Source organism: Streptomyces sp. NPDC051909, assembly GCF_040681095.1.
Classification (GTDB): Bacteria; Actinomycetota; Actinomycetes; order Streptomycetales; family Streptomycetaceae; genus Streptomyces.
In genome coordinates this window covers 458,724-481,557 of record NZ_JBFAYA010000001.1, presented here as the reverse complement: position 1 = coordinate 481,557, position 22,834 = coordinate 458,724, and the positions used below count along the sequence as shown (strand labels likewise).

The following is a 22,834-nucleotide window of genomic DNA, read 5'->3' as shown; positions in this document are numbered from 1 at the left end:
CAGCGCCTCTTGTCCATCCCCATGACGAAACCCACTCGTCCAGGTGAAATTCGCGCACCCGTCGGACACTTCCCCCTTCCCGCCGATAGCGTGGCGTCACACTCACCCCACTCATCTCCCCCGACACCTTCACGTCTCGCTCCCGGAGTCCCCGCTGACCAGCGACACCCACGCCGCACCCTGCCGGACCCCGAACCCTCCCGCCATACCCGCCCAGCAGGCCACCGGCCGGCATCTGACCGGTCTGGTGCGCTTCAACGCGGCCCCGCAGGGCCTCGCCGAGCGGTGGCTGCTCGACTGCTGCGGCAGCCGCCGCTGGGCCGAACGAGTGGCGGCGCACCGGCCGTACCCGACCCTCGACGCGCTGCTCGCCGCCGCCGACGAGGCGGGTTACGACCTGTCCAAGGCGGACCTCGACGAGGCGCTGGCCCGCGAGACCGCCGCCCTGCCGCACCCGGACGCGCCGCCGGCCGCCCGCACCGCGCTCGGCGCCGCCCTCGCCGCGTACGAGGCGAGCTTCGGACACGCCTTCGTCATCAGCCTGGACGGGATTCCGGCGGGCGAACGTCTGAACCAGGTGCTCGCGGGCATCCGGTCACGGCTCGGCAACGAAAGGGAGGAGGAACGGGTGGTCGCCGCCGAGGAGCTGCGCAGACTCGCCCGGAGCCGCCTCACCCGTTCGGTCGCAGGCTTGTGATTTCGCCCGGAATGCGGCGATTCAGGGTTGAACGATAGTCCGTCCGTGCCTGTTTGATCACACCTATGGACCCCGCGCGAGCGAACCCACGAGTGGTGGCTACGATGACCGGGGCCGGTGGACCGTACCCGGCCGGGCCAGACCGACAGAGAAGCCGGCCGGCCCCGATCCCCGCTCCCGGAGGGTTTTTCCGTGCCGGCTGGAACGCTGTACCGCGGCCGGGAAGGAATGTGGTCCTGGGTGGCTCACCGAGTCACCGGCGTCCTCATCTTCTTCTTCCTGTTCGTACACGTGCTGGACACCGCTCTCGTCCGCGTCTCCCCCGAGGCCTACGACGAAGTGGTCGCGACGTACAAGACGCCGATCGTCGCTCTGCTGGAGTACGGCCTCGTCGCCGCCATCCTCTTCCACGCGCTGAACGGTCTCCGTGTCATCGCCGTGGACTTCTGGGCCAAGGGCCCGCGCTACCAGAAGCAGATGCTCTGGACCGTCGTGGGCATCTGGGTCGTCCTGATGGCGGGCTCGCTGTACCCCGTCCTCGGCCACGCCGCACGTGAACTGTTCGGGAGCTGACGCCACTCATGTCCGCTGACACCACTTCGGCCATCGGCCCCGTCGAGGGCGCTGCCGCCTACGGCGTGGACAACCCCGCCCCGTACATCGAGGCCCCCCGCAAGCGCACCGGCAAGACCCCGCGGGCGACCCGAGGCAACTTCGAGATGGCCGCATGGCTCTTCATGCGCCTCTCGGGCGTCGTCCTCGTCGTCCTGGTCCTCGGCCACCTGCTGATCCAGCTCTTCCTGGACGGCGGCGTCTCCAAGATCGGCTTCGCCTTCGTGGCCGGCCGCTGGGCGTCCCCGTTCTGGCAGGTCTGGGACCTGCTGATGCTGTGGCTCGCGATGCTGCACGGCGCCAACGGCCTCCGCACGGTCATCAACGACTACGCGGAGCGGGCCAACACGCGCCTGTGGCTCAAGGGCCTGCTGTACACCGCCACGGTGTTCACCATCCTTCTGGGCACGCTGGTGATCTTCACCTTCGACCCGAACATCCGCTAGGCACGGGGCTGAGGTAACCACGTCATGAAGTTCCACAAGTACGACACCGTCATCGTCGGCGCCGGTGGCGCCGGCATGCGCGCCGCCATCGAGGCGACGAAGCGCAGCCGCACCGCCGTGCTGACGAAGCTCTACCCCACCCGCTCCCACACGGGCGCCGCGCAGGGCGGCATGGCCGCCGCGCTGGCCAACGTGGAGGAGGACAACTGGGAGTGGCACACCTTCGACACGATCAAGGGCGGTGACTACCTGGTCGACCAGGACGCCGCCGAGATCCTGGCGAAGGAGGCCATCGACGCCGTCCTCGACCTGGAGAAGATGGGTCTCCCCTTCAACCGCACCCCGAAGGGCGAGATCGACCAGCGCCGCTTCGGCGGTCACTCCCGCAACCACGGCGAGGCCCCGGTCCGCCGCGCGTGCTACGCCGCGGACCGCACCGGCCACATGATCCTCCAGACGCTGTTCCAGAACTGCGTCAAGGAGGGCGTGGAGTTCTTCAACGAGTTCTACGTCCTGGACCAGCTGATCACCGAGGTCGACGGCGTCAAGAAGTCCGCCGGCGTGGTGGCCTACGAGCTGGCGACCGGCGAGATCCACGTCTTCCAGGCGAAGTCGGTCATCTACGCCTCCGGCGGCACCGGCAAGTTCTTCAAGGTGACCTCCAACGCCCACACCCTGACCGGTGACGGCCAGGCCGCGTGCTTCCGCCGCGGTCTGCCCCTGGAGGACATGGAGTTCTTCCAGTTCCACCCGACGGGCATCTGGCGCATGGGCATCCTGCTGACGGAGGGCGCCCGCGGTGAGGGCGGCATCCTCCGCAACAAGGACGGCGAGCGCTTCATGGAGAAGTACGCGCCGGTCATGAAGGACCTCGCGTCCCGTGACGTCGTCTCCCGCTCCATCTACACGGAGATCCGCGAGGGCCGCGGCTGCGGTCCCGAGGGCGACCACGTCTACCTGGACCTGACGCACCTCCCGCCGGAGCAGCTGGACGCCAAGCTCCCGGACATCACCGAGTTCGCGCGCACGTACCTCGGCATCGAGCCCTACACGGACCCGATCCCGATCCAGCCCACCGCGCACTACGCCATGGGCGGCATCCCGACCAACGTCGAGGGTGAGGTCCTCTCGGACAACACCACCGTCGTCCCGGGTCTGTACGCGGCCGGCGAGGTCGCCTGTGTCTCCGTGCACGGCGCCAACCGCCTCGGCACCAACTCGCTGCTCGACATCAACGTCTTCGGGCGCCGCGCGGGCATCGCCGCCGCCGAGTACTCCCACACGCACGACTACGTCGAGCTGCCGGAGAACCCGGAGGCCAAGGTCGTCGAGCAGATCGAGAAGCTGCGCAACTCCACGGGCACCGAGCGGGTCGCCGAGCTGCGTCGCGAGCTCCAGGAGACCATGGACGCCAACGTGATGGTGTTCCGTACGGAGCAGACCATCAAGACGGCCGTCGAGAAGATCGCCGAGCTGCGCGAGCGCTACCTGAACGTGTCCATCCAGGACAAGGGCAAGCGCTTCAACACCGACCTCCTGGAGGCCATCGAGCTGGGCAACCTGCTCGACCTGGCCGAGGTCATGGCCATCTCGGCCCTGGCGCGCAAGGAGTCCCGCGGCGGTCACTACCGCGAGGACTACCCGAACCGCGACGACGTCAACTTCATGCGCCACACCATGGCGTACCGCGAGGTCGGCGAGGACGGCTCCGAGACCGTCCGTCTCGACTACAAGCCGGTCGTCCAGACCCGCTACCAGCCGATGGAGCGTAAGTACTGATGGCTACCCCCGTTCTGGACAAGGTGGAGAAGGACTCCGCCGCGTCCCCGTACATCACGGTCACCTTCCGGATCCGCCGCTTCAACCCCGAGGTGTCGGACGCCGCGGTCTGGGAGGACTTCCAGGTCGAGATCGACCCGAAGGAGCGTGTGCTCGACGGTCTCCACAAGATCAAGTGGGACCTGGACGGCACGCTGACCTTCCGTCGCTCGTGCGCGCACGGCATCTGCGGCTCGGACGCGATGCGGATCAACGGCAAGAACAGGCTCGCCTGCAAGACGCTGATCAAGGACATCAACCCCGAGAAGCCGATCACCGTCGAGGCCATCAAGGGCCTCACGGTGCTGAAGGACCTCGTGGTCGACATGGAGCCCTTCTTCCAGGCGTACCGGGACGTCATGCCGTTCCTGGTCACCAAGGGCAACGAGCCGACCCGCGAGCGCCTGCAGTCCGCCGAGGACCGCGAGCGCTTCGACGACACCACCAAGTGCATCCTGTGCGCCGCGTGCACGTCGTCCTGCCCGGTCTTCTGGAACGACGGCCAGTACTTCGGTCCGGCCGCCATCGTGAACGCGCACCGCTTCATCTTCGACTCGCGTGACGAGGCGGGCGAGCAGCGTCTGGAGATCCTCAACGACAAGGACGGCGTGTGGCGTTGCCGCACGACGTTCAACTGCACGGACGCCTGCCCGCGTGGCATCGAGATCACGAAGGCGATCCAGGAGGTCAAGCGCGCGCTGATCACCCGCCGCTTCTAGCCTTCTCGACGCGTACGTGGCTGGGCCCCGTCTCCCCCTGGGGAGGCGGGGTCCTCCGCGTGCCCGGGGCGCAGGCGGGGCCCTCCGGGCGACGCGTATGTGCCAGGATCTGGGGCAGAGTTGACGCCCAGGAAGAACGGGGACCACCGATGAGCGATCCGAACCCTTACATGTCGGGTGACTCGGGGAACTACGAATGGGGGCCCGGCCAGCAGGCGGGGACGCCGGGGTACGGCTACCCGCAGACCCCGCCGCCGCCCGCCTACCAGCCGACCCTCGCGGGCGGGGTCCCGGTGCCGGCGCAGCAGCCGCCGATGCCCGGCATGCCGCCGGCCGGGGGCGGGGCGCCGCTGGTGAGCCTCGGGGACATCACCGTGGTGGGCGACCAGATCATCACGCCGGCCGGGAACATGCCGCTGCGCGGCGCGGTGTGGAACGCGACGGACATGTCGCGGACCGAGGAGAAGATGCCGACCGTCGCCGTCGTGCTCGCGGTCATCTTCTTCCTGTTCTGCCTGCTCGGTCTGCTCTTCCTCCTGATGAAGGAGAAGAAGACCACCGGCTTCATCCAGGTCACCGTCACCAGCGGCGGCCGGCACCACTCGACGATGATCCCGGCGACCGGCCCGGACAGCTTCCAGTGGGTGATGGGCCAGCTCAACTACGCGCGCTCGCTGAGCGTCTGACGGCGCGACAGACACGCAACGGCGTGAGGGGGGCGTCCCGGGGGACGCCCCCCTCAGCCGTGCTCCCCCTCAGCCGTCTCCTCAGTCGTGCCCTCAGCCGTGCCAGTGCGGTACGGAGGCGTCCTCCTCGGCCGCCAGCATGATGCGGCGCAGCAGGTCGTTGAGGACGGTGCGCTCCTCGGGGCTGAGCACGCCGAGCAGCCGGTGCTCCTCGTGGCCGAGGACGTCCATCGCGCCGAGCCAGGTCTGACGGCCGGAGTCGGTGAGTTCGACGACCACCCGGCGGCGGTCGGTGGTGGACTGGGTGCGCCGGACGAAGCCGCGCTTCTCCAGGGCTTCGAGGCGGCCGGTGACGGAGGCCGGGGCGAGGTCGAGGTCCTGGGCGAGTTCGGAGGGCGCGGCGCTGCCGCCGCGGCCGGCGAGCTTGTGCAGGGTGTCGAACTCGTGGCGTTCCAGGTCGAAGTCGACGAGGCACTGCTCGCGGACCCGGCGGAAGTAGACGGAGAGCTTCTTCATCCGGGTGACGGCGCCCTCGACGACCGGGTCGAGCGAGGGCAGCACCGGGTGCCAGCGGGCGACGTGATCGTCGGTCCAGTCGCGCGGCGCCTCGGGCCCGGGCGGGCTCCCCTGAGCAGGCTTGCGCGGTTCCTCGGTCGGGGCCATGAGGTGATCGTACGTCGGCGGCCGGGCCCGTTCCGGGAACGCTCCCGGCAGAAGTATTTCGTTGACGAATTATTCGGCACCGAAATACTCTCCTCGGCATGTCCGCCTCCGCGACGTCTCCCGCCGTCCCCCATCCACTGCGCACCCGCCCGTTCCGCCTGCTCTTCGCCGGGCGCACCCTGTCCCTGCTCGGCGACGCCGCCATCCCGGCGGCCCTGGCGCTCGCCGTCCAGGAGGCCACCGGCTCCACCGCGGCGCTGGCCCTGGTGCTCGCCTGCTCGATGGTCCCCAAGCTGCTCCTGCTGCCGCTGGGCGGCGTCGCGGGCGACCGCTTCGACGCCCGGACCATCGCGCTCGCCATGGACCTCGTCCGCTGCGTCACCCAACTCGTCGTGGGCGTGCAGCTGCTCGGCGGTACGCCGTCGCTCGCGCTGATCGCGGGCGTCGAGGTGATCGGCGGCGCCGCCGGCGCGTTCGCCACGCCCACCTCCGCTCCGCTCGTCCGGGGCACGGTCCCGGCGGAGGGCCTGCAGCGGGCGAACGCGGCGATGGCGGTGGCGTACAGCGCGAGCCGGGTCGGCGGCCCGGCCCTCGCCGGCGCCCTGATCTTCACGGTGGGCCCCGGCTGGGCCTTCGTCCTGGACGCGGCGAGCTTCGCGGTCAGCGCGGCGCTGCTGTGCGCCGTACGGATCGAGCGCGTCGAGCGGCCGGCCGCGGGCGCGCGCCGCTCCGTCCTCGTCGATCTGCGCGAGGGCTGGCAGGAGGTGCGCACCCGCGACTGGTACTGGTCCAGCCTGATCGGCCACAGCGCGTGGAACGGGGCCGCCGCCGTCCTGATGACCCTCGGCCCGGGCATCGCCGTGCACCGCCTGGGCGGCGGGGCGGCCTGGGTGGCGCTGCTCCAGGTGGGCGCGATCGGCCTGCTCGTCGGCTCGCTGGTGGCCGACCGGGTCAGCCCGCGCCGCCCGGTCCTGACCGCGAACATCGGCCTCGCCACGTACGCGCTGCCGCTGCTGCTGCTCGCGGCCGGGGCGCCGGCCGTGCTCGTCATCGGCGCGTACGGCATCGCCCAGGCCGGTCTCGGCTTCCTCACCCCGGTCTGGGAGACCGCGGTGCAGCGCGCCGTCCCGGAACACGCGCTCGCGCGCGTCACCTCGTACGACTGGCTGCTGTCCTTCGCGGCGATGCCGCTGGGGTACGGCCTCGCGCCGCTCGCCGCCTCGGCCTGGGGCCCGGGCGTGCCGCTGACGGTCGCGGCGCTGGCGGTGGCGGGCTGCTGCCTGGGCTCGGCCCTGCTGCCGGGGGTACGCGGCTTCACCGGAGGGGCCGCCCCGGCCGAATCCGAGCCCAGGTCCGGGGCCGGGGTTGAGGCCGGGGCGGGGGCGAAGGTCAGCCGGCCAGGAACTCGCTGATCAGCCGGGTGGTCTCCGCCGGGCGCTCGACCGCCGGCAGGTGACCGGCCCAGTCGAGGGTGACGCGGCGGACGTCCGGGAAGAGGCCGGCGAGGCGGTCGCCGATGACGCCGAAGTCGGGGACGTCGTGGGCGCCGGTGGCGACGAGGACGGGGACCTCGATCGCGGCGAGGTCCTTGTCGGTGACCTCGACCTCGCCGGGGGCGAACTCGTCGGGGGCGGGCAGCTGGAGCTCGAAGGCCCGGGTCTGCATGCGCAGGACCAGGTCGCGGGCGGCGGCGTCGGCGTCCGGGCCGAGCCAGAGGTCGACGTTGAGCGCGGCGGCGCCCGCGATGTCGCCGGCCACGAGCAGTTCGCGCTCGCGGCCGAAGAAGGCGCGCAGTTCGGGGCCCGCCTCGTGGCCGGGGGCGGCGGCGCAGAGCAGCGCGAGCGCGGTGGTGCGGCCGGGGTGGCGGACGGTGAACTCCAGGGCCACCTCGCCGCCGAAGGAGGAGCCGACGAGCGCGGCGCGCTCGACGCCGAGGTGGTCGAGCAGGTCGCGGACGTCGTCCGCGTGGACGTGCGGGGCGTCGATCGGGGTGTCGCCGAAGCCGCGCAGGTCGCACCGCACCACACGGTGGCCGGCTTCGGCCAGGGCGTGGAACTGCCCGTCCCACATACGGCGGTCGCAGACGCCGGAGTGGAGCAGCAGAACGGTGTCGGGGCCGTCGCCGGCCACGTCGTGAGCAAGTGTCATGCGCCGACCCTAGATCTCCAGGTGCCCTCCCACCAGGCGTTTCCCCATCCGGTCCACGAGACGCCCCCGACGACTTGAACACGTTCAAGGAGGGGGCTACAGTCATCGACGTCAGCTTTGAACGCGTTCAAGGGAGCGTGAGGGCATGGACCTCACTGTCGTCGCGTACGTCGCCTACCTGCTCGTCAGCATCGGGCTCACCATCTGGGTCGCCCGCACCCTCAGCCGCAACGGGCGGATCTTCCTCGCCGACGTCCTGCACGGGAACGAGAAGCTCGCGGACGCCGTGAACCACCTGCTCGTCGTCGGCTTCTACCTCGTCAACCTCGGCTTCGTCGCCCTCTATCTGAGCGGCGACGGCGCCGTCGCCGACGCCCGGCAGCTCCTGGAGGCACTGTCGGTCAAGCTCGGTGTCGTCCTGCTGGTGCTCGGCGTGATGCACCTCGGCAACGTCTACGTGCTCAACAAGATCCGCCGCCGGGGCGTCCTGGAGCGCGGCCAGGTCCCGCCGGTGCCGCCGCAGGGCTGGACCCCGCCGGCCGGCCAGGGCGGCCCGCAGGGACCCCAGGGGCCGTGGGCGACCCCTGCCACCGGCGTCTGACGCCCTCCGCCCGGACCGGGAGCACCCCATGGATCCGAACACGCCCGTGCGCCGTCTGACCGTCCTCTACGACGCCGACTGCCCGCTCTGTGTCCACCTGCGCCACTGGCTGCTCGGACAGGCCCAGTCGGTGCCCCTGGACCTCGTCCCGGCCGGCTCCCCCGAGGCGCTGCGGCGCTTCCCGGAGCTCGACCACCGGGACACCCTGCGGGAGATCACCGTCGTCGGCGACGGCGGCCAGGTCTACCGCGAGACCGACGCCTGGATCGTCTGCCTCTGGGCCCTGGTCGCACACCGGCCCCGGGCCCACTGGCTGGCCACCCCCGCCGGCCGGCCCTTCGCCCGGGCCACCGTCCTCGCCGCCGCGAAGTGGCGCGAGGCCCTGAAGTCCCGGCCGCGGGAGGGCCGGGGGGACTGCGCCGAAGGACGGTGCGAGGCACCGCCCGTGGCCGACTAGGCTCGGCTCCGTGAAGGACGCGATGGAAGAGAAGCCCGCCGAGCCGGCCCCGAGCGCCGAGGCCGACAAGCCCGCCAAGGCGCCCAAGAGCGAGCAGACCCGCGCGCTCATCCTGGAGACCGCGCTCCGGCTGTTCAAGGACCGCGGCTACGACAAGACGACCATGCGGGCCATCGCGCAGGAGGCGGGCGTCTCCGTCGGCAACGCCTACTACTACTTCTCCTCCAAGGAGCACCTCGTCCAGGGCTTCTACGACCGGATCGCCCAGGAGCACCAGCGGGCCGTCCAGCCCATCCTGGAGAGCGGCGAGACGGACCTGACCGCCCGGATCCGCGGGGTGCTCCTGGCCTGGCTCGACATCGCGGAGCCGTACCACGAGTTCGCGGCCCAGTTCTTCAAGAACGCGGCCGACCCGGACAGCCCGCTCAGCCCCTTCTCACCCGAGTCGGAGGGCCCGCGCGAGGCGGCGATCGAGGTGCACCGCCGGGTGATCTCCGGGGCCAGGGTGAAGGTCGACCCGGAGCTGGCCGAGCCGCTGCCGCGGCTGCTGTGGCTCCAGCAGATGGGCCTGGTGCTGTTCTGGGTGTACGACCGCTCCGAGGGCGCCGCCAACAGCCGCCGCCTGGTGGAGCGGCTCTCCCCGGTCACCGCCCGGGCCATCTCGCTGTCCCGCTTCCGCATCCTGCGCCCGCTGGTCACGGACGTCCACGACGTCCTGTCCGACTTCATGCCGACGGCGGCGGGCATGGCGGCCTCGGGCAAGCCGAAGCGGGGCACCGCCTCCCGGAAGTCCTGAGCGCGACGCGGGAGGGGCCCCGGACCGTTCGCGGTCCGGGGCCCCTCCCTCATGCGTGTGCGGGCCGGGACAGGCCCTAGATCCAGCTCAGTTCCCAGAGGCGCCAGATGCCCGTACCGTCCGACAGGTACTGGGAGCCGGCGACGGCCTCCGTCGACAGGACGTAGTCCTTCTTCTGCCACAGCGGCACCAGCGGCACGTCCTGGGCGACCTCGTCCTGGATGGACTTGAAGTCGGCGGCCGCGCGGCCGCGGTCGCTGTACTGCTGGGTGGCGGCGACCAGCGAGTCGACCTTCTTGCTGGAGTACCCGTTGTGCAGCGCGTTGCCCGTGCCGACGAGCGGGGCGGTGAAGTTGTCGGAGTCGGCGAAGTCCGGGAACCAGCCGATGGGGTAGGCGTCGAACTTGCCCGCCGCGTACTCCTTCTGGAAGTTCTGCCAGTCCGCCGACTTGACCGTGACCTTGAACAGGCCGGTCTCCTCCAGCTGCTTCTTGATCTCGGCGGCCTCGGCGGCGTACGTGGCGTCCTTGCGGTGGCCGAGGGTGAACTCCACCGGGGTGTCGACGCCCGCCTTGCGCAGCAGCTGCTTCGCCTTGGCGGCGCTGGGCTCCGGATAGACGTCGTAGAAGGCGGTGCTGTGGCCGACGAAGCCCTGCGGGATGAGGGAGTAGAGCGGCTCGACGGTGCCCTGGTAGGGGCCGGTGACGATGGCCGGGCGGTCGATGAGCGCCGCGACCGCCTGGCGGACCGCGAGCTTCGACATCACCGAGCCGGGGCGGGTGTTGAAGTTGAGGTTGCGGATCTCCGCGCTGGCCGCCTCGGTGACCCGGGTGCCGTCCTTCGACTCGTCGCCGAGCGCGTTGAGGAAGGCCGGCGGCATCTGCCGGTGGGTCACGTCCACCTGCTTCGCCTTCCAGGCGTTCGCGAGCTCCTCGGACTCCTTGAAGTACTTGACGACGATCGTGCGGCCGGTCTTGGTGACGGCGCCCTTGTAGCGCGGGTTGGGCTCCAGACGGGCGCTGACGCCCGGCTCGTACGCCTTGAGGACGTACGGCCCCGAGCCGTCCACCGCGTTGCCCTCGCGCAGCCCCTTCGCCGGATAGGCGGTGTGGTCGACGATCGAGCCGGCGCCGGTGGCCAGCTTGAGCGGGAAGGTGGCGTCCCGGCCGCTGAGCTGGAAGGTCACCTTCTGGCCTGCGGCCTGGACCCGCTTCAGGGTCGGGAAGAGCGGCGCGGGACCGACGTCCGCCTTGATCGCGAGCATCCGCTCGAAGGAGTAGCGCACGTCCTCGCCGGTGATCTTGTGACCGTTGGAGAACGTGAGGTCGTCGCGGAGCGTGCACTCGTACGTGGTGAGCTTCGTGCCGACGAACCGGCAGTCGCGCGCCGCGTCCGGGACCGGCGTCGTGAAGCCGGGCTTGAAGGTCAGCAGCGACTGGTAGATGTTGCTATAGATCGCCCAGGAACCGGCGTCGTACGCCCCGGCCGGGTCGAGCGAGGTCACCTCGTCCGTCGTACCGACGGAGATCGGGTCGGTGCGCACCTCGTCCGAGGGCAGCAGTTGCCAGCCTCCGATCGCGGCTGCTACCAAAACCCCACAAATGATCAAAATGCGCAGACGGACCGTCGACCGCATGAGAACTGCATCCTTTTTTGCGTACCCACCCCTGTCGCGGCGGAATTCGGCCGGCCGCGATGGCGCCATCCCATCACACGAATTTCACTGGTGGAAGAGTAAACCTTCACACCGCACGCATATGTCCCGGGATAGGGGATTTCAGGGGACCGAGCCGTACGTATCGGTCACCAAGCGCTCTGTTACGCCTGCCTGGACGCGAGCTCCACGACGGTGATGTCGGAGGGCGCGCCGACCCGGACCGGGGGTCCCCAGGCGCCCGCGCCGCGCGAGACGTACAGCTGGGTGTCGCCGTAGCGCTCCAGGCCCGCGACGGTGGGATTGGCCAGTTCGGCGACGAGGTTGCCGGGCCAGAGCTGACCGCCGTGGGTGTGGCCGGAGAGCTGGAGGTCCACGCCGTGCCGGACGGCGTCGTCGATGACGACCGGCTGGTGCGCGAGGAGCACGGCGGTACGGGACCGGTCGCGGTCCCCGAGCGCCTTGCCGAAGTCGGGCCCCCGGCCCTCGCGCTCGCCGGCCACGTCGTCGACGCCGGCGAGGTCGAAGCCGGCGCCGATCTCGACCCGGGCGTTGCGCAGCGGGTGCAGCCCGAGCTCGCGGACGTGGTCGACCCAGGCGTCGGCGCCGGAGAAGTACTCGTGGTTGCCGGTCACGAAGAAGGCTCCGTCGCGGGCCTTCAGCCGCGCGAGCGGCTCGGCGGCCGGGCCGAGGTTCGCCACGGAGCCGTCGACCAGGTCGCCGACGACGGCGACGAGGTCGGGCTGGGTGGCGTTGATGGTGTCGACGATCCGCTGGGTGTGGGCCCGGCCCAGGATCGGCCCGAGGTGGATGTCGGAGACCACCGCGATGCGGTAACCGTGCGCCCCGCGCGGCAGCTTGGCGAGCGGGACGGTGACCCGCTTCACGCGCGGGCCGCGGAGCACGCCGTACGTGCCGTAGCCGACCGTGCCGAGGGCGACGGCCGCGGCGGACCCGGAGACGATCCGGTTGACGAACAGACGGCGGGAGAGGTCGGGGACGGCCGGAGCCAGGGCCGGGGCCTCGGCGGCCGCCGACTCGGGCGCCAGGTCGGGCGCCGGGTCGGGCGCCGCGACCGTCGCCACCGGCACCGGCACCTCGGCCGGTGCCTCGGCCCGCCGGGCGAGCAGGCGCCGCAGCAGCGGCCGCAGCGGCTCCGTGACCACCAGCGCGAGCGTCACGTACAGCAGCACCGCGAGCCACAGGAACCCCGGCCAGGCGAGCACCTGCTCCACGACGAAGGGCGCACCGGCCCGCCCGGAGACCAGCGCCCCGACCGACAGCAGCGGCAGCGCGACCGCGACGGCGGTCCCGACCCGCCGCGCCGCCCCGCCCGGCGCGGTCAGATCGCGCACGAGCCGCCGCCACACGTACCAGTGCACGGTGCCGAGCAGCCCCAGGACAGCGACCAGTACCAGCACCACGAGAACCACACCCACGCCCGCCCCGCCTCTTCTTCCTCCGCCGAGCCCCCACGCTACTGCCCCCACTGGCAGAGTCCCGCGCGGCCGGTTCGATACTGGGAGGGCACGGCCACCCCACTGCGAAGGACACCCCCATGAAGCTCAGCCGCCGCGTCTCCTGGTTCCTGCTCGCGTTCGGCATCTGGTCCTGGGTGATCTGGGTGACCTTCGCGAAGAACCTCTGGAAGGACGGGAGCGGTCTCGCCTTCGACGACGCGGGAAACCCGACGGCGTACTTCTGGGTCCACCTCGCACTCGCTGTCACGTCCTTCATCCTCGGCACGGCCATCGGCGTCATCGGCCTTCGGGGCATTCGCACGAACGCGGGCAAGTAAAGGCCCCGCCCAGGCGCCACGGGGTACGGCGCACGGGCGGGGGTCTCGCGGGTCAGCCGGTGAGAGGAACGGACTGATCGGGGTTGTCCAGCCAGGCGGACTCCGACGTGGCGGTCACGGTCAGCCCGAACCGCTCGGGGCCGGGACGGTCGTGCAGCAGCCACCAGGCGTGTGCGGCTTCCACTTCGTTCCAGAGCCGACGCGGGCCGTACTGCCACACCGTGAACCGGTCGTCCGAGATCCCGTCCCAGTCCACGGCTGCCCACGACCTGGTGTCGGTCGTCGCGACCCACAGTCGGGACGCCACACCTTCCACGTCGGGGTTGTCGTGCCACGACCACCACACGTCACGGAGCTGTAGCCCCATGGCGAACTGCGCGGCGAGATCGTCACCGGCCACCCGCCACGGAGGAAGGGTGGTGGTCGACTCGTCGGGTTGGTGGTCGTCGCGCACGACGTCACGGAAGATCCGAAGGTCTGTGCGCTGGTTCCTCATGAGCATGAACGCGGAGTGCGGCGAGAACGGGCCCGATGCGCTTCCCCAGTCGTCCACGGTCATGCGGAGCAACCCGTAGCAGACCCATGGGCTGTCCCACGGGGTGAGGATGAGACCCCCCGGCTTCACCTGGTCGACCCACGGACGCGGGACGGATCGTACGGAGCACGTCGCCACGAGCCGGTCATACGGCGCGTCGGCTGGATAGCCCTCGGCTCCGTCGCCGGCGATCACGTCCACGGGCGCAGCCTCCTTACGAAGCCGTTCACCCGCTTCGGAAGCCAACGCAGCGTCGACCTCAACGGTCGTCACGTTCCCCGGCCCGGCAACGTGGGCCAGGAGACCAGCGTTCCACCCGGTTCCGGTGCCAATCTCCAGGACCCTGTGCCCGTCGTGCACGTCGAGCATGTGCAGCATGCGGAACACGATGCTCGGGGCGCTCGCGGACGATGACGCCCACCGCTCCCCGCCCTCGGGGTCTTCACCGTCGTTGATCTGCGTCACTACGGAGTCGTTCGCGTAGACCGCCTGCAGCCATGTTTCCGGAGCGTTCGCGCGGTCGCACGGCTCCAGCTCGTCACCCAGATAGATGCGCTCAGGCACGAACGCGGACCGGGGAACAATCCATGCCGCGCGCTCCCACTCGGGCGCCACGGGGGCGTCCAGCTCATTGTTCACCGCGCCGAGCAGATCGCGGAGGGCAATCCGCTCGGACGCCGCGAGATCCAATGTCGTCACGTGCGCTAGTCCTTCTTGTGCTTCGGCGGGTCCTTCGGCTTGGCGGTGTCGGAAGACGGCTTGGACGTGCCCGGGTCCTTGCCTCCGGAATGCTGCCCGTTGCCGCCGCCTCCGCCCTTACCCGTTCCCCATCCCATGCGTGCTCCTCCTCGGTAGCCACTAGGGGCACTTCCCAATGTGCCGATACACGACGAGCGGGGATCGGAGCTGCCTTTCCAGCGTCCCCCGGTAGACGCGCTCAAGGGACGCGATCGGCTTCATACACGCCGGGCACGTCTCGCCCTTCGGCGCGTATGTCGTGTACTCCCATTGCCTCGCGTCCGTGCCCTGATGCTGCGTCTTGCTGGTCATCCTGCGTCGTCCCCTCAGGTCGCCTTGCACTGATCGTCACTCCGCGTGCAGGGACGTTGGAACTACGTACGTCTCCCACTTTGGGACGTCCCGCATGAGGTAGAACGTCCCTAGGGAGCACGGAGCGCAGGAAGGGCAGCGAACATGCCGAATGAGCGGTTACGGGCCGTTATGGAATCCGGCGGATGGACATACGCAACTCTTTCCGAGGTAGTGGACGTTGATCCCAAGAGTGTTGAACGTTGGGCGAATCTGGGACGGACGCCGCGGCGCGTGACGGCACTCAAGGCTGCCGAGGCCCTGGGGGAGGACGTGCACGCACTCTGGCCAGCGCTCAGACAGGCGCGTGCCGCACGCGCAGTCAGCCCTGAGTTGATCGCCCTGTACGACCAGCGGTCAGACCTGCCCGTCTCCACATTCATTGACCTGTTCAGTCACGCCGGCGAGCAAATCGACGTGCTTGTGTACGCCGCCGTCTTCCTGCATGAGGCGTATCCCCGCCTCAACGACCTGCTGCGGGAACGGGCTGCCGAAGGGTGCAGAGTCAGAATCGCGCTGGGAGACGCCGACAGTGAGAACGTCCAACAGCGGGGAGAGGAAGAGAGGTTCGGGCACGGCATCGAGTCACGCTGCCGCCTCGCCCTGATGCACTGTCGACCATTGTTGGACGTTCCGGGGGTGGAGGTCCGGACGCACGGAACCACTCTCTATAACAGCCTCTATCGCGCTGACGATCAGATGTTGGTCAACGCTCACGTGTGGGGCGTGAACGCTTATGGCGCGCCAGTCTGGCACCTTCGACGGCACGGCAATGCGGGGATGTTCGACACCTACGCGGAGAGCTTCACGGCCGTGTGGGAGACCGCCCGACCCGTGGAAGGCTGAGCTCATGGCGCGAACCGAGTACTACGACGATCCGGACGCCCCCGAGCCCAACAGCATGGTGGTAGCGGCCTCGGCCGTTGTGACCGACGACATGGGCCGCATCCTGCTACAGCGCCGCAGGGACAATGATCTTTGGGCACTGCCTGGTGGCGGAATGGACATGGCCGATTCGTTGCCCGGAACGGCCGTGCGGGAAGTCAAGGAAGAGACAGGGCTGGACGTGGAAGTAACGGGCCTTGTGGGTACTTACACGGACCCGCGCCACATCATCGCGTACAGCGACGGTGAAGTGAGGCGACAGTTCAACGTATGTTTCCGGGCGCGGATCATCGGCGGAGGACTCGGCATCTCCGACGAGTCGACGGAGCTCCGCTTCGTCGGCCCCGAGGAACTGGACACGCTGCCCATGCATCACACCCAGCGTCTACGACTGACGCATTACCTGGAGAATCGCGACCAGCCGTACCTCGGCTGAGGTCGTCTCCTCACACGACGTGGGCGACGGCCGAGACGCGATAGCCCCGGCGGTCCGCAATCGGCTACCGGGGCTTGGCTCAGGCGTCAGAGGACAGCCGGTGTCTCTTCGTCGTCCTTGTCGATCTCCAGCGCATCGTGCGCGCCCTTGCGCGTCAGCCGGGACAGCTCGCTGACCACCACCACGTCGACCTCTCCCGCGCGCACGGCGGACATGAGGTCTTCGAACGCCGCGCGGACCGCGTTGGGATCCCAACCGGACCGACCGACGTCTCTGAACGCGTGAACGACCTTCCACCCTCTGCTCGCCGCCAGCGACGCACCCGCCGCCACCTGCCCGTCCGGGGACGCCTCGGACGAATCGGGACGCTCCTTGGACTGTCGCGCGCAGACGGCGACTCGCACCGTGTCCAGCTGCTCGGCCGGAACAGCGGAGACGAACGGGGACGAGGCCTCTCACCTGCTCTTCTGTGTGAATGTCCACTGCCGGTCAGCTACTGAGGAAAACCTATCCAGATGAACCAGCGCCATGGGTCGAATTCGAGTGAATGCCCTGATCTGACCCAAATAGACACCGGGATACCCGTACCGCCGTCCGCCCCACGGCCCCTGCGGACGGGTGGACGAGCGGGGACGAACCGCCCCGCGGGGTTCGGAACGCGGTTCCGGGGATGTACGTTCTCGATCGTGTCCGCTTCGAAGATGACCGCGAAGGCCGCTTTGGCGGCCACCGCCGCCGCCACTCTGCTGCCCCTCCTCGCCGCCGCCCCCGCACACGCGGACGGCAAGGCGCCGCAGCCCCAGCCGCCGGCCACGATGTCGAGCGTGGGCGGCACGCTGCTCTCCAAGCCCGGTACGCAGGTGCAGCTGGGGCTGGGGGCGCCGGTGCTGCCGAAGGAGCTGAGCGCGCGGTCGTGGATCGTGGCGGACGCGGAGAACGGGCAGGTGCTCGCCGCGCACAACGCGCACTGGCCGCTGGCCCCCGCCTCCACCCTGAAGATGCTCTTCGCGGACACCCTGCTGCCGAAGTTCCCCAAGACGCAGAACCACACGGTCACCCCGGCCGACCTCCAGGGCCTCGGTGCCGGCTCCAGCCTGGTCGGCATCAAGGAGAAGCAGACCTACAGCGTCCACGACCTGTGGCTGGGCGTCTTCCTGCGCTCCGGCAACGACGCCGTGCACGTGCTCGCCGCGATGAACAACGGCGTGGACCAGACCGTCAAGGACATGCAGGCGCACGCCATCGCGCTCCAGGCCCTGGACACACAGGTCAAGACGCCGGACGGCTACGACGAGCCGGGCCAGCTCTCCTCCGCGTACGACCTCACCCTCATCGCCCGCAGCGGCATGCAGAACGCCGACTTCCGGGAGTACGCGGCCACGTCGCGGGCGAAGTTCCCGGGCGAGGCGAAGCCCGGCAAGCCGCGCGAGACCTTCGAGATCCAGAACACCAACCGGCTGCTGACCGGTGACCTCGGGGTCGCCCCGTACCAGGGCATCGCCGGGGTCAAGAACGGCAACACCACGCACGCCGGGGCCACCTTCACCGGTGTCGCCGAGCGGAACGGCAAGGTGCTGCTCGTCACCGTCATGAACCCCTCCTCGAAGGAGCAGCACGCCGTCTACAAGGAGGCCGCGCGGCTGCTCGACTGGGGCTTCGCCGCGACCGGCAAGGTGACGCCGGTCGGCGAACTGGTGCCGCCGGCGACGGCCGGCAGCACGGCGGGGGCCGGGCCCGCCCCCGGCAAGGAGGCGCCGGGCAAGGACGCCGCGAAGGGTACCGGGCACACTTCGGTCGCCGCGTCGAAGCCGTCCGGCGGGATCGGCATCGCGCTCGCCGTGGCGGGCGGGGTGCTCGTGCTGCTCGCGGCCGGTGTGTTCCTGGTCAACCGGCGCTGGCCGCTGGCGGGGGCGGCGCGGCGCCGTCCCCAGGACCAGAAGTCCCAGGACCAGGGCTCCCAGGACCAGAGCTCCCAGGACCAGAAGTCCCAGGACCAGGGCTCCCAGGACCAGGGCTCTCAGGAGAGTCCTCCGGTCGACGAGACCCCGGCGACTCCCTGACCCCGACGGCGGTCCACGCCGCGCAGAACAGCAACAGCTTCGCGGTGAAGTTGATCCACAGCAGCAGGGCGACCGGCACGCCGAACGCCCCGTACATCGACTTCGCCGCGACGCCCTTCATGTAGCCGCCCAGCAGCAGCTTGAGCAGTTCGAAGCCGACCGCGCCGAGCAGCGCGGCGATCACCAGGTCGCGGCGCCTCGGCTCGACGCCGGGCAGCAGCGTCAGCACGTACGACAGGATCAGGAAGTCCGCGACGATCGCGACCAGGATCGCCGCGGCCTCGATCAGCATCCCGCCGGCGCCCCGGTGCTCGATGCCGAGCCGTTCGGCGCTCCAGCCGACGGCCGTGGAGCCGAGCCAGGACGCGGCGAGCGAGCAGATCATGACCCCGCCGAGGCCGAGCAGCACGCCCGCGTCCTTGCCCTTGCGGACGATCGGGTTGCCCTGGTCGGCGGCGTCGAGGCCCCAGACCGCGCGCAGGCACTCCCGCATCGAGCCGACCCAGCCGATGCCCATGAAGAGGAGCACGGCGCCGGCGACCAGACCGATGGTGCCGGCGTTCTCGACGAGCCCGGCGATGTCGAGCTGGTCGGAGATGCCGGGCACCTGGTCGGCGATCTTCGCCTCGATCTTGTCGAGCTGCTCGGTGGAGAGCAGCGCGGCGCCGATCGCGGCGGCGACGGTGATCAGCGGGAAGAGGGCGAGGAAGCTGAGGAAGGTGATGGCGGCGGCCAGCCGGGCCCAGCGCACCTCGTCGAGCCGCTCGTACGCGTGATAGGCGTGGGTCCGCGTCAGCCGCGCGGCCCAGGGGCCGACGACGGGGAGCTTGGTCAGCCGGTCCACGGCGGGCGGGCCTCCTGGGTCGCAGGGTTCCGGAACACCAGGGTCCGGGTCCCCCAGAATCGCAGACAGGTCGCGAGAACCATGCCCACGCCGAGTCCTGACACCGTGTCGGCGCGGGCGGAGGTGAGGCCGAGGCCGTGGTGGGAGACGGCGAGGCAGAGCAACTGCACGGCGGCGCCCGCCAGGTTCACGGCGAAGAAGACGGCGTACTCGCGGAGGGCGACCACGCGGCGGCGGTAGGTGCCGAGGGCGTTGCCGAGGTAGGCGACCGCGCAACCCGCCAGGAAGGAGAGGGTCTTGGCGGTGACCGGGTCCTGGCCGAGCGGTCCGCGCAGCCAGAGGAAGACGGCGAGGTCGGCGGTGTACGCGGCGAGGCCGGCGGCCGCGAAGCCGAGCAGCTCGCGGGGCGCGACGCCGGGCGGCCCGCCGCACAGGCGCCGGGTCACAGGTCCGCGACTCACAGGTCGGCGACCGCCATCCCGTACATCGCCGCCCACACCAGGCCGATGACGGCGAGCGGCCGGTCCCGCAGGACCACGTCCTCGGGCTCGCCCGCGGTGCCCCGGTCGGCGAAGACGGCGTAGCGCAGCACCGCGAGGACGAAGGCGACGACGGAGAGCTGCCGCCACGGCAGCAGCGCGCCGTGCGCGACGCCGCCGCTCTCCAGCGCCCACAGGCAGTAGCCGAGGACGGCGACGACCGCCGCCGACTGCCAGACGAAGCGCAGGTACCCGGGCGTGTACTGGGTGAGCAGCGCGCGGGTCGCGCCCTGGGCGTCGGCGAGCTGTACGGCCTCCGAGTAGCGTTTGGCCGCGACCATGAACAGCGCGCCGAAGCCGGTGGTGATGAGGAACCAGCGCGAGAGGGGGATGCCGAGCGCGATCCCGCCGGTCATGGCGCGGAGCAGGAACCCGGCGGCGACGACGGCGAGATCGACGACGAGGACGTGCTTGAGGCGTACGCAGTAGGCGAGTTGCATGCCGAGGTACGCGGCGAGGACGAGCGCCGTCATCCCGTTGCACCAGACGGCCGCCGCCCCCGCCGCACCGAGCCCGAGCGCGGCGCCGGTGCCGTACGCCAGGGGTACGGGCACGAGCCCGGCGGCCACCGGCCGGTGCCGTTTGACCGGGTGCGCCCGGTCGGCCGCGGCGTCGCGCGCGTCGTTGACCAGATACACGGCCGCCGCGGCCGCCGTGAACAGCCCGAACACGACGCCCAGTCGGGCGGCGCTGTGCCACGACCAGAGCTGCCCGGCGGCGACGGGCGCGGCGACGACGAGCACGTTCTTGACCCACTGGCGGGGGCGGGAGGTGCGGAGGAGGCCGCGGGCGAGGGCGAGCGGGGTGCGGGGGCGGTGCGGGCGGAGGGGGGTGGGGGCGGGCGCGGCGGCGCTGCCGGGGCTCGTCCCTGCGCCGACGACAGTGGCGGAGGCGGATGCGGAGGCGGATGCCGTGCCGGTACCCCGTGCGGTGCCGGGACCGGGGCCCGGCGCGATGCCGGTCGCGGTGGCGACGCCCGTGTTCCTCGCACCGGCGGAACCAGAACCGGCGGCATGGCCCGGCACGGCGCCGTCGGCCACGCCGGCGCCGGTGGCCGTACCGAGGCCGGGGCGGGAGCCGGTGGCGACACCCGCGCCCGGCGCCGTGCCCGCGGAGGCCGTCGTGGTCCGGTCAGGCACGGCGGCCTCCGGTCAGCCAGCGGCGGCCCGCCGCGGAGGTGGCCGCGCCCAGCAGGGCGCCGGCGGCGACGTCGCTCGGGTAGTGGACGCCGACGAGGAGTCGTGACACGCACATCGCGGCGGCGGCCGGCACGATCACGTGGCGCACGGGTGGGTGCAGCGTCGCGAAGGCGACGGCCGCGGCCGCGGCCGAGCTCGCGTGCGAGCTGGGGAAGGAGTGGCGCCCGGCGGTCCGCACCAGCGGTGCGAACTCCCCGACGGGCGGCCGGGCCCGCCGTACCACCCGCTTCACCCCCATGCTGGCCAGGTGCGCGCCGCCGACCAGCGCGGCGCCCCGCAGCCAGCCGGCCCGCCGTGGCCGGTCGACGACGGCGGCGAGCAGCCCGGCGGCCAGCCATACCGCGCCGTGCTCCCCGGCGAACGACACGCCGCACGCCACTCCCCCGACCCCGGCCCGTCCCCCGACCTCGCGCAGCGCACGGAGCAGCCGCCGGTCGAGGCCGGGAAGGGGGGCAGGGGGGCGGGGCCCCTCGGGTGCGGGCCCGGAAGCGGTCCCCCTCGGGGTCGCGCCCCGGCCGTCCGGCCCACCGCCGTCCGGCCCCGCGCCCAGCACCCGCATGGTCCGGTCCCCAGTACCCGTCATCGTGGTTCGGCTCCCCGTGTCAGCGCGTCTGCGTCGGACATCGGCGACTCTGACGCGCCAGGACGTCCTGGGGGACGGGACGCTTTCCTGACACTCGTTTAATCACCCATTTCGCCGAACCGGCCATCAATCCCGGCATAAGCGACACTCCCGGCTATACGGTCACCCCATGGCAGCCGACACCCCCACCGCCACGGACCCGGACGCGGGCATCGACACCCTCACCGGCTGGGGCCGCACCGCCCCCACCCACGCGCGGGTGATCCGCCCCCGGACGTACGAGGAGGCCGCCGCGGCCGTGCGCGCGTGCGGGGCGCGGGGGTCGATCGCGCGGGGGCTCGGGCGGGCGTACGGGGACGCGGCGCAGAACGCCGGGGGGTCCGTGCTCGACATGACCGGGCTCGGCCGGATCCGGGCCGTCGACGCCGAGGCCGGGCTCGTGGTCTGTGACGCCGGGGTGAGCCTGCACCACCTGATGGAGGTGCTGCTGCCGCTCGGCTGGTTCGTGCCGGTGAGCCCCGGCACCCGTTACGTGACCGTCGGCGGCGCGGTCGGCGCCGACATCCACGGCAAGAACCACCACGTCTCCGGCTCCTTCTCCCGGCACGTCGTCTCGCTCGACCTGCTCACCGCCGACGGCCAGGTGCGCACGGTCTCCCCCGGGACCCCGCTCTTCGACGCCACCGCCGGCGGCATGGGACTGACCGGGGTGATCCTGTCCGTCACCCTGCGCCTGCTGCCCGTCGAGACCTCCCTCATGTCCGTCGACACCGAACGCGCCACCGACCTCGACGACCTGATGGCCCGGCTGACCGCCACCGACCACCGCTACCGCTACTCCGTCGCCTGGATCGACCTGCTCGCGCGCGGCGCGTCGACCGGCCGCGCCGTCCTCACCCGCGGCGACCACGCCCCGTACGACACCCTGCCGGTACGGGCCAGGCGGGCCCGGCGCGCGCCCCTCGCCTTCCGGCCGGGACGGCTGCCCGCGGCCCCCGCGTACGTCCCCGAGGGGCTGCTCGGCCGCACCACCGTCGGCCTGTTCAACGAGCTCTGGTACCGCAAGGCCCCGCGGCACTCCACCGGCCGGCTCCAGTCCCTCGGCTCCTTCTTCCACCCGCTGGACGGCGTGCCGCACTGGAACCGGATCTACGGGCGCGGCGGCTTCGTGCAGTACCAGTTCGTCGTCGGCCACGGCCGGGAGGAGACCCTGCGCCGGGTCGTGCGCCGGATCGCCACCCGCGGCTGCCCGTCCTTCCTGGCCGTCCTGAAGCGCTTCGGCGAGGCGGACCCCGGCTGGCTGTCGTTCCCGATGCCCGGCTGGACCCTGGCGCTCGACATCCCGGCCTCGCTCAGCGGCCTCGGGGCCTTCCTCGACGAGCTGGACGAGGAGGTCGTGGCGGCCGGCGGCCGGGTCTACCTGGCCAAGGACTCACGGCTCCGGCCCGAGCTGCTCGCCGCGATGTACCCGCGGCTCGGCGACTTCCGCGAGCTGCGCGCCGCTCTCGACCCGCGCTCGGTCTTCGTCTCCGACCTGGCCCGCCGGCTCGCCCTCTGAACCCCTGAACC

25 protein-coding genes and 1 pseudogene are annotated in these 22,834 nt (G+C 71.2%); 15 read left to right on the top strand and 11 right to left on the bottom strand.

Features of this window, described 5'->3' with window-relative positions:
- The first annotated feature begins 235 nt into the window (after window positions 1–235).
- The 6 genes from AB0M18_RS02450 (at window position 236) to AB0M18_RS02425 (ending at window position 4,978) form a co-directional block, all read left to right on the top strand.
- On the top strand, window positions 236–697 hold the full coding sequence (locus AB0M18_RS02450; RefSeq protein WP_365755037.1) for a 2-oxo-4-hydroxy-4-carboxy-5-ureidoimidazoline decarboxylase: 462 nt from the start codon (window positions 236–238) through the stop codon (window positions 695–697).
- 192 nt (window positions 698–889) lie between these two features.
- Window positions 890–1,270: a succinate dehydrogenase, cytochrome b556 subunit gene (gene sdhC, locus AB0M18_RS02445; RefSeq protein WP_128982417.1), complete on the top strand. Its 381-nt coding sequence runs from the start codon at window positions 890–892 to the stop codon at window positions 1,268–1,270.
- Window positions 1,271–1,278: 8 nt separating this feature from the next.
- Complete coding sequence (locus AB0M18_RS02440) at window positions 1,279–1,755, top strand: succinate dehydrogenase hydrophobic membrane anchor subunit (protein ID WP_365754802.1); 477 nt, start codon at window positions 1,279–1,281, stop codon at window positions 1,753–1,755.
- 24 nt (window positions 1,756–1,779) lie between these two features.
- Window positions 1,780–3,534, top strand: coding sequence for a succinate dehydrogenase flavoprotein subunit (sdhA, locus tag AB0M18_RS02435; protein ID WP_365754800.1), 1,755 nt, complete (start codon window positions 1,780–1,782; stop codon window positions 3,532–3,534).
- Window positions 3,534–4,292, top strand: a complete 759-nt coding sequence (locus AB0M18_RS02430) for a succinate dehydrogenase iron-sulfur subunit (protein ID WP_365754799.1) — start codon at window positions 3,534–3,536, stop codon at window positions 4,290–4,292. The genes sdhA and AB0M18_RS02430 overlap by 1 nt, the downstream gene beginning before the upstream one ends.
- 149 nt (window positions 4,293–4,441) lie before the next feature.
- On the top strand, window positions 4,442–4,978 hold the full coding sequence (locus tag AB0M18_RS02425; RefSeq protein WP_365754797.1) for a hypothetical protein: 537 nt from the start codon (window positions 4,442–4,444) through the stop codon (window positions 4,976–4,978).
- A 93-nt stretch (window positions 4,979–5,071) separates the two neighbouring features.
- Here AB0M18_RS02425 and AB0M18_RS02420 read toward each other — a convergent pair whose 3' ends face one another.
- A complete protein-coding gene (locus AB0M18_RS02420) occupies window positions 5,072–5,641 on the bottom strand; it encodes a MarR family transcriptional regulator (RefSeq protein WP_365754795.1) in 570 nt (189 codons plus the stop codon).
- Window positions 5,642–5,739: 98 nt separating this feature from the next.
- On the opposite strand from AB0M18_RS02420, the gene AB0M18_RS02415 reads away from it, so the two are divergent.
- Window positions 5,740–7,053, top strand: coding sequence for an MFS transporter (locus tag AB0M18_RS02415; RefSeq protein WP_365754793.1), 1,314 nt, complete (start codon window positions 5,740–5,742; stop codon window positions 7,051–7,053).
- Here the strand turns inward: AB0M18_RS02415 and AB0M18_RS02410 are convergent.
- On the bottom strand, window positions 7,031–7,789 hold the full coding sequence (locus tag AB0M18_RS02410) for an alpha/beta hydrolase (protein ID WP_365754791.1): 759 nt from the start codon (window positions 7,787–7,789) through the stop codon (window positions 7,031–7,033). The two genes, AB0M18_RS02415 and AB0M18_RS02410, sit on opposite strands and share 23 nt — an antisense overlap.
- A 145-nt stretch (window positions 7,790–7,934) precedes the next feature.
- Here AB0M18_RS02410 and AB0M18_RS02405 point away from each other — a divergent pair, with 145 nt between their 5' ends.
- The 3 genes from AB0M18_RS02405 to AB0M18_RS02395 are packed head-to-tail and all read left to right on the top strand — an operon-like array spanning window position 7,935 to window position 9,643.
- A complete protein-coding gene (locus AB0M18_RS02405) occupies window positions 7,935–8,390 on the top strand; it encodes a hypothetical protein (RefSeq protein WP_365754789.1) in 456 nt (151 codons plus the stop codon).
- A 28-nt stretch (window positions 8,391–8,418) separates the two neighbouring features.
- A complete protein-coding gene (locus AB0M18_RS02400) occupies window positions 8,419–8,847 on the top strand; it encodes a DCC1-like thiol-disulfide oxidoreductase family protein (RefSeq protein ID WP_365754787.1) in 429 nt (142 codons plus the stop codon).
- 22 nt (window positions 8,848–8,869) lie between these two features.
- The gene (locus AB0M18_RS02395) at window positions 8,870–9,643 is read left to right on the top strand and encodes a TetR family transcriptional regulator (RefSeq protein WP_365755036.1); all 774 of its coding nucleotides are present in this window, start codon (window positions 8,870–8,872) and stop codon (window positions 9,641–9,643) included.
- A gap of 76 nt (window positions 9,644–9,719) precedes the next feature.
- Here the strand turns inward: AB0M18_RS02395 and AB0M18_RS02390 are convergent, their stop codons facing one another.
- Together AB0M18_RS02390 and AB0M18_RS02385 are read right to left on the bottom strand one after the other, a co-directional pair.
- On the bottom strand, window positions 9,720–11,279 hold the full coding sequence (locus AB0M18_RS02390) for an ABC transporter substrate-binding protein (protein ID WP_365754785.1): 1,560 nt from the start codon (window positions 11,277–11,279) through the stop codon (window positions 9,720–9,722).
- 182 nt (window positions 11,280–11,461) lie between these two features.
- On the bottom strand, window positions 11,462–12,730 hold the full coding sequence (locus tag AB0M18_RS02385; RefSeq protein ID WP_365755035.1) for a metallophosphoesterase: 1,269 nt from the start codon (window positions 12,728–12,730) through the stop codon (window positions 11,462–11,464).
- Window positions 12,731–12,855: 125 nt separating this feature from the next.
- On the opposite strand from AB0M18_RS02385, the gene AB0M18_RS02380 reads away from it, so the two are divergent.
- The gene (locus AB0M18_RS02380; protein ID WP_365754783.1) at window positions 12,856–13,095 is read left to right on the top strand and encodes a hypothetical protein; all 240 of its coding nucleotides are present in this window, start codon (window positions 12,856–12,858) and stop codon (window positions 13,093–13,095) included.
- Window positions 13,096–13,147: 52 nt separating this feature from the next.
- Here AB0M18_RS02380 and AB0M18_RS02375 read toward each other — a convergent pair whose 3' ends face one another.
- Together AB0M18_RS02375 and AB0M18_RS02370 are read right to left on the bottom strand one after the other, a co-directional pair.
- Window positions 13,148–14,329, bottom strand: a complete 1,182-nt coding sequence (locus AB0M18_RS02375) for a methyltransferase domain-containing protein (RefSeq protein WP_365754781.1) — start codon at window positions 14,327–14,329, stop codon at window positions 13,148–13,150.
- 5 nt (window positions 14,330–14,334) lie between these two features.
- Window positions 14,335–14,466, bottom strand: a complete 132-nt coding sequence (locus AB0M18_RS02370) for a hypothetical protein (protein ID WP_362535615.1) — start codon at window positions 14,464–14,466, stop codon at window positions 14,335–14,337.
- Window positions 14,467–14,824: 358 nt separating this feature from the next.
- Between AB0M18_RS02370 and AB0M18_RS02365 the strand changes: the two genes are divergently transcribed.
- A complete protein-coding gene (locus AB0M18_RS02365; RefSeq protein WP_365754779.1) occupies window positions 14,825–15,565 on the top strand; it encodes an XRE family transcriptional regulator in 741 nt (246 codons plus the stop codon).
- 4 nt (window positions 15,566–15,569) lie between these two features.
- Complete coding sequence (locus AB0M18_RS02360) at window positions 15,570–16,040, top strand: NUDIX domain-containing protein (protein WP_365754777.1); 471 nt, start codon at window positions 15,570–15,572, stop codon at window positions 16,038–16,040.
- 86 nt (window positions 16,041–16,126) lie between these two features.
- Here AB0M18_RS02360 and AB0M18_RS02355 read toward each other — a convergent pair whose 3' ends face one another.
- Window positions 16,127–16,444: a recombinase family protein gene (locus tag AB0M18_RS02355; RefSeq protein ID WP_365754775.1), complete on the bottom strand. Its 318-nt coding sequence runs from the start codon at window positions 16,442–16,444 to the stop codon at window positions 16,127–16,129.
- A gap of 297 nt (window positions 16,445–16,741) precedes the next feature.
- Here AB0M18_RS02355 and AB0M18_RS02350 point away from each other — a divergent pair.
- A pseudogene (locus tag AB0M18_RS02350) lies at window positions 16,742–17,962 on the top strand (D-alanyl-D-alanine carboxypeptidase); the annotation flags it as partial.
- Here AB0M18_RS02350 and AB0M18_RS02345 read toward each other — a convergent pair.
- The 4 genes from AB0M18_RS02345 to AB0M18_RS02330 all read right to left on the bottom strand — a co-directional run bounded on the left by AB0M18_RS02345 (window position 17,925) and on the right by AB0M18_RS02330 (window position 21,049).
- The gene (locus AB0M18_RS02345) at window positions 17,925–18,944 is read right to left on the bottom strand and encodes a YihY/virulence factor BrkB family protein (protein ID WP_365754773.1); all 1,020 of its coding nucleotides are present in this window, start codon (window positions 18,942–18,944) and stop codon (window positions 17,925–17,927) included. The pseudogene AB0M18_RS02350 and the gene AB0M18_RS02345 sit on opposite strands and share 38 nt — an antisense overlap.
- Complete coding sequence (locus tag AB0M18_RS02340) at window positions 18,932–19,390, bottom strand: GtrA family protein (protein WP_365754771.1); 459 nt, start codon at window positions 19,388–19,390, stop codon at window positions 18,932–18,934. The genes AB0M18_RS02345 and AB0M18_RS02340 overlap by 13 nt, the downstream gene beginning before the upstream one ends.
- 11 nt (window positions 19,391–19,401) lie before the next feature.
- Window positions 19,402–20,439 (bottom strand): decaprenyl-phosphate phosphoribosyltransferase, encoded by a 1,038-nt coding sequence (locus tag AB0M18_RS02335; protein ID WP_365755034.1) that lies wholly within the window; start codon window positions 20,437–20,439, stop codon window positions 19,402–19,404.
- 175 nt (window positions 20,440–20,614) lie between these two features.
- On the bottom strand, window positions 20,615–21,049 hold the full coding sequence (locus AB0M18_RS02330; protein WP_365754769.1) for a phosphatase PAP2 family protein: 435 nt from the start codon (window positions 21,047–21,049) through the stop codon (window positions 20,615–20,617).
- 385 nt (window positions 21,050–21,434) lie between these two features.
- On the opposite strand from AB0M18_RS02330, the gene AB0M18_RS02325 reads away from it, so the two are divergent.
- Window positions 21,435–22,823, top strand: coding sequence for an FAD-binding oxidoreductase (locus tag AB0M18_RS02325; RefSeq protein ID WP_365754767.1), 1,389 nt, complete (start codon window positions 21,435–21,437; stop codon window positions 22,821–22,823).
- The last annotated feature ends 11 nt before the right edge of the window (window positions 22,824–22,834 follow it).